A 6,215-nucleotide genomic window follows, 5' to 3' on the forward strand; every position below is an offset into this window, starting at 1 on the left:
AGGGGATTTTTTATGGAGAAAATTAAGGATATATGGCTAAATTTTTTTCAAGGAAAAGAGGTTGATGAGGGTTGGTGGGAACGAAAGAAAATGGTATGTAATGATAGGGATGCAGAAATTATTCGAATTAGTGGGAAGGGGCAATTTTTTGAAGAACTTCGCTACTCCAATAAAGTAAGCTATCAATATTTATTGCATTTATCTTTTTTAATGAAACAAGAAGATCAATTCATCAGGGAAGAACAGGTTATTCCGTTTCAGTTTCGGATAGAAGAAGGGGAGATTAAAGATCATAAAGTAGTAGAACCAAAAGTTTTAACAATCGATACACCATCAATGGAAACAGATGAAATTCGCAATCTAGCTGATGAACGCTTTACTTATGATCGGCGTGCTGCAGTACAATATGCCGAACACTGGTGGAATAGTTATAATCCCGCTTACCGTAAGTTCGATGTAGATTGCACGAATTATATATCACAATGTTTACGTGCTGGAGGCGCTCCAATGCGTGGCTTTCCTAACCGTGGAAGTGGTTGGTGGTATCAAGCGGATAACTGGAGTTTCAGTTGGGCGGTAGCACACTCCATGCGCTGGTATTTAAGTGGGTCAACAGCAGGGTTAAAAGGAAAAGAAATGGAATCAGCACGGGACCTAATACTTGGTGATGTGATCTGCTATGATTTCCAAGGAAATGGTAAGTGGGATCATAATACAATTGTTGTGGCAAAAGACGCAAACGGGATGCCACTGGTAAACGCGCATACTGATAATAGTCGGAACCGTTATTGGTCGTATGAGGATTCAACAGCATGGACTTCAAATATTCAATATAAGTTTTTTCGAATTGGTGAGTAGTGTATAATGGTGTAGGTATTAATCGAATAAGGAGAATGAACAGTGAGTATAAATATTGTATTATATCAGCCAGAAATACCTGCAAATACGGGAAATATTGCAAGAACATGTTTAGCAACAGATGCAACGCTGCATTTGATCCATCCACTTGGGTTTTCTACCGATGATAAAATGGTGAAGCGCGCTGGGCTTGATTATTGGGAAAACGTCGATATTCGCGAATATGATTCAATCCAAGACTTATATGCTACATATACAGAAGGAACGTTTTATTATATTGAAAACTTTGGTACAAAGTATTATACGGAATATGATTACAGTAATAGTGATGAAGACCTGTTCTTTGTATTTGGCCGCGAGACGGACGGAATTCCGAAAAGCCTTTTAGAGGGAAAAGAAGACAGGTGCTTGCGAATTCATATGAGTGATAAAGTACGGTCGTTAAATTTGTCCAACACTTCAGCGATTATTATCTATGAAGCATTAAGACAGCGGGACTTTTCAGGGCTGGAATAGATTGGTATTTTAGAAGACTCAGCTTATCTCCGAGCCATTGCACTTATGCAATGAGAAAATACTGCTAAAAAAGCCGTCATGTGTGAACATGGCGGCTTTTATTATTACTGGTCCTTTTTAGGAACTCCTGGTTTTGCATCGTAACCTGAAGTGAAGCAAGATGTTACAAATGTTACAATAACGCCCATTAATAGTGCTAATTTCATGACGTTTCCTCCTTCTATTCTATATGTAAAGTACGCATTAACATATTTATGCCCTTATTATACCGAATAATTAACCCTATGTGAACCAGGAGATATGTCATGTTCATGAAAATATTTGAAATGACTTGATTGTATGTTGTTTCTATTTGCAAAATAGGGTATATTAGTTGATGAAATCATAGTAGAGTTCTATAATGAAACTTGAGTGTAAAAGACCGTTTTGCAACGGGGTAAAGTTAACTTCTAATGGGGGTATAAGACGTGGCACAGAATGAAGAATCTAACGAAAGATTCTGGGGTACTTTTCATGGTCCAAATATGGGGTATATTGAAGAGCAATATGATTTATACAAAGAAAATCATGAAGCTGTTGACCCATCACTGAGAGAAATCTTTGATGAGCATGGGGCTCCTGAATGGCTGAACCAATCAAAAGGTACCATACAAGCAACATCTGAATCAGCGCCGTCTATAGATAATGTTAAAAAGCTAACCTCAGCAATGAAACTTGTTGAGGCTATTCGTCGTTTTGGGCATTTGGAAGCGGACATCTATCCAGTAGGACGTAAAAAGCGTGATACAGAATTAGTTAATCCAAAAACCTATGGATTATCAGAACAAGATTTAAGAAATATGCCTGCATCTTGGTTATGGGAGCAATCTCCTAGCGGTGTAGAAGATGGATTCGACGTCATACAAAACTTAAAAAAGCTCTATTCTGGAACTATTACATTTGAATATGATCATGTCAATAATGATGATGAACGAACATGGCTTTTGGAACGTATTGAGTCTGGAGAGTTTCATTTAAAACTTTCCAATGAGGAACAAAGGCAATTACTTGAACGTCTTGCTCATGTAGAAGGTTTTGAAGGTTTTTTGCAGAAAACTTTTGTGGGGCAGAAGCGCTTCTCGATTGAAGGCTTGGAAGCGATGGTCCCAATGCTTGATCGTATTGTTAAGTATGCGACAGAAGACAAAGTTGAACATATAATGATGGGAATGGCCCATCGTGGACGTTTAAGCGTTTTAGCGCATGTATTAGGAAAACCTTACGATAGAATATTTTCTGAATTTCACCATTCACCAGATAAAGAGTTAATACCCTCAGAAGGATCTACAGGTATTAATTATGGATGGACTGGAGATGTGAAGTATCACTTTGGTGCAACAAAAGAAGTGAAGGATGGCGATGAAATCGAAACGCGAATCACGCTTGCACATAATCCATCACATCTAGAATTTGTAAACCCGGTTGTTGAAGGATTTGCCCGTGCTGCTCAAGATAATCGATCAGAAAGTGGCTATCCAGAACAGGATATTAATAAAGCTGTAGGTGTATTAATCCATGGAGACGCAGCGTTTATTGGTGAAGGTGTTGTTGCAGAAACATTGAACTTAAGTGGATTGCCTGGCTACAAGACAGGTGGAACACTCCATATTATCGCAAATAACCTTGTTGGTTACACAACAAATCAAGAAGATGGACGATCAACTCGTTATGCTAGTGATTTGGCAAAAGGGTTTGAAATACCAATTATTCATGTCAATGCTGATGATCCAATTGCATGCGTTTCTGCAATCAAAATTGCCTATGAATATCGTCAAAAATTTCATAAAGATTTTCTGATTGACCTGGTAGGCTATCGTCGCTATGGACATAATGAAATGGACGAACCGCGTACAACTCAGCCATATTTATATCAGGATATTGATGAGCACTCAACAGCGGCAAAAGTTTTTGCCGATAGGCTGAAGGTTGACGGTGTTGTAGATACGGATGAATTTGAAAAAATTAAAGATCAAGTAGAATCTAGTCTGCGTGGTATTTATGACGGTATGAAAGAAAATAAGACAGGCGAGGCCGAAGCTAAAAATATGCCAAAAGCATTAGCAAATGGTTTGGATCGCTTTGAAACAGCAGTTGCGCTTGAGGATTTGAAAGCTCTTAATGCTGGTATATTGAAACGTCCTGAAGGATTTACCGGGTTTAAGAAACTCGAAAAAATTCTGAAGCGTCGCGAGAATGTTCTAGAAGAAGGAAACAAAGCAGATTGGGGAGCAGGAGAAGCTTTAACATACGCATCTATATTAAATGATGGTATTCCGATCCGACTAACAGGTCAGGATACGGAACGTGGAACATTTGCACATAGACATATGGTGTTACACGATGTTAAAACTGCTGAAACCTATTGTCCAATGCATGGCTTAGATCAAGCTAAAGCATCTTTTGATATTCGTAATAGTCCGCTTTCTGAAGCAGGTGTATTAGGATTTGAATACGGGTACAGTGTACAATCCAAAAACACTCTAGTGATCTGGGAAGCTCAATTCGGTGATTTTGCGAATGCTGGTCAGGTTATCTTTGATCAGTTCATCGCAGCAAGTCGTGCGAAATGGGGCGAAAAGTCCAACATGGTAATGCTGTTGCCACATGGCTATGAAGGTCAGGGTCCAGAACATTCCAGTGCACGTTTAGAGCGGTATTTGCAGATGGCCGCAGAGAAAAACTGGATAGTAGCAAATGTGACATCAGCAGCGCAATTTTTCCATTTAATTCGTCGTCAGGCAGCACTACGTGATAAAGAGGAAGCACGACCATTAGTGTTAATGACTCCAAAGAGCTTATTGCGTAATCAGCGCGTTGCATCCACTGCGGAAGAGTTTACAGAAGGAAAATTTGAACCTTTGAGACAACAACCTAACTTGAAGGTAAGTAAGAAAAATGCAAAGCGTTTATTAATTGGTAGCGGTAAAGTAATGGTGGATGTTGAAGATGCAATTGATAATTCAGAAGAGAATTTTGATTGGCTTCGTGCATTTCGATTAGAACAAATTTATCCGTTTCCGAAAAAAGAACTAGAAAAGGCATTAAAAGAACTTCCTAACCTAGAGGAGATTGTCTGGGTACAAGAAGAACCGAAAAACATGGGCAGCTGGGATTTCGTGGATGATTACTTAAGAGAATTGTTGAACGAGGGTCAATCGCTACGTTATATTGGCCGTCCAGACCGTTCCTCTCCAGCAGTTGGTGAGCCGAACATACACAAAACAGAACAGAACCAAATAGTACGAGAAGCGATTAATCCGTCAAAAGGAGGAGATTCCAGTGAACGAAATTAAAATTCCAGAGCTTGCAGAGTCCATTACAGAAGGTACAATTGCCGAGTGGCTAGTGAAAAAAGGCGACAAGATAGAAAAAGGTGATCCAGTTGTAGAACTGGAAACAGACAAAGTTAATGTCGAAGTTAACTCCGATTTTGCCGGCGTAATTACTGAAATTGTCAGTGAAGAAGGCGAAGACGTTGAAGTTGGAGACGTAATTGCTAAAATAGATGAAAATGGTGAAGCTGGCGGAGATGCTTCAGCTGAAGAGCCAAAAGAAGAAAAGAAAGAGGAAGCACCTAAAAAAGAGGAACCAAAAGAACCAGCGAAAGAAGATGCTTCTAATAATAAGCAAGATGTAATTGCATCACCTGCTGCTCGTAAACGTGCTCGCGAACTGGGAATCGATTTAAGTAGTGTTCAAGCACGTGATCCATTAGGTCGTATCCGTCCTGAAGATGTTGATTCTGCAGCAAAGGGCGGCAGTGATAAGAAAGAATCCAAGCCAGCTAAAAAAGAAGAACCTAAGAAATCCGAGAAAACAGAGTTCGATAAACCTGTTGAACGCGTGAAAATGAGCCGTCGCCGCCAAACGATTGCAAATCGGCTTGTTGAAGTTCAGCAAGAAGCAGCGATGCTGACAACTTTTAACGAAGTGGACATGACAAACGTTATGAAGCTTCGCAGTGAGCGCAAAGAAAACTTTATTAAGAAACACGATGTTAAACTTGGCTTTATGTCATTCTTTACCAAAGCAGTAATCGGAGCATTGAAAGAGTTCCCACTGTTAAATGCAGAAATACAGGGCAACGAGATTGTAATGAAGAAATTCTATGACATCGGAATTGCTGTATCTACTGAGGAAGGCCTTGTAGTACCAGTTGTTCGCGACGCAGATCGTCTTGACTTTGCTGGTGTTGAACGTGAAATTGGTAACTTAGGCAAGAAAGCTATTAATAAAGAATTAGGATTGAACGACTTACAAGGTGGAACATTCACCATCACAAATGGTGGTACTTTTGGATCCATGATGTCAACTCCTATTTTAAACGCACCACAAGTAGGTATTCTTGGTATGCATAACATTCAAAAACGTCCAATGGTAATGCCAGACGATTCCATTGAAGTACGTCCGATGATGTATCTTGCAGTGTCTTATGATCACCGTATTGTTGACGGGAAAGATGCGGTGCAATTCTTAGTTAGAATTAAAGAATTGCTTGAAGACCCATATGATCTATTGTTAGAAGGATAATTAATTAATTAATTAAAAGCTGTATATGAACCTCGCTTTGATGTATGTCGAAGCGGGGTTTTTTGTATGTTGTGATGTCTTCGGTGGGTGCGAATGGGCAGGATGGCTGTGAATCAGCAGAAGGAGAGGTTGTGGAGGGTTGCGAATGAGGGGAAGAGGGGTGTGAATCGACAGAAGAGGGTGCGAATCAACAGAAGAGGGTGCGAATCAACAGAAGAGGGTGCTGAATCGACAGAAGGAGGAGCTGAATCGACAGAAGGAGGAGCTGAATC

4 protein-coding genes are annotated in these 6,215 nt (G+C 39.9%); all 4 read left to right on the forward strand.

The window, feature by feature from the left end:
- The first annotated feature begins 12 nt into the window (after positions 1-12).
- The 4 genes from BLS02_RS13455 to odhB all read left to right on the forward strand — a co-directional run bounded on the left by BLS02_RS13455 (position 13) and on the right by odhB (position 5,943).
- Positions 13-858: an amidase domain-containing protein gene (locus tag BLS02_RS13455; RefSeq protein WP_092493542.1), complete on the forward strand. Its 846-nt coding sequence runs from the start codon at positions 13-15 to the stop codon at positions 856-858.
- Positions 859-900: 42 nt separating this feature from the next.
- Positions 901-1,374: a tRNA (uridine(34)/cytosine(34)/5-carboxymethylaminomethyluridine(34)-2'-O)-methyltransferase TrmL gene (gene trmL, locus BLS02_RS13460; protein ID WP_092493543.1), complete on the forward strand. Its 474-nt coding sequence runs from the start codon at positions 901-903 to the stop codon at positions 1,372-1,374.
- Between the two features lie 467 nt (positions 1,375-1,841).
- On the forward strand, positions 1,842-4,706 hold the full coding sequence (locus BLS02_RS13465) for a 2-oxoglutarate dehydrogenase E1 component (protein ID WP_092493544.1): 2,865 nt from the start codon (positions 1,842-1,844) through the stop codon (positions 4,704-4,706).
- A complete protein-coding gene (gene odhB, locus BLS02_RS13470) occupies positions 4,693-5,943 on the forward strand; it encodes a 2-oxoglutarate dehydrogenase complex dihydrolipoyllysine-residue succinyltransferase (protein WP_092493545.1) in 1,251 nt (416 codons plus the stop codon). Before BLS02_RS13465 ends, odhB begins: the two co-directional genes overlap by 14 nt.
- Positions 5,944-6,215: the final 272 nt, after the last annotated feature.

The organism is Virgibacillus salinus (assembly GCF_900102415.1).
Lineage (GTDB): Bacteria > Bacillota > Bacilli > Bacillales > Amphibacillaceae > Lentibacillus > Lentibacillus subterraneus.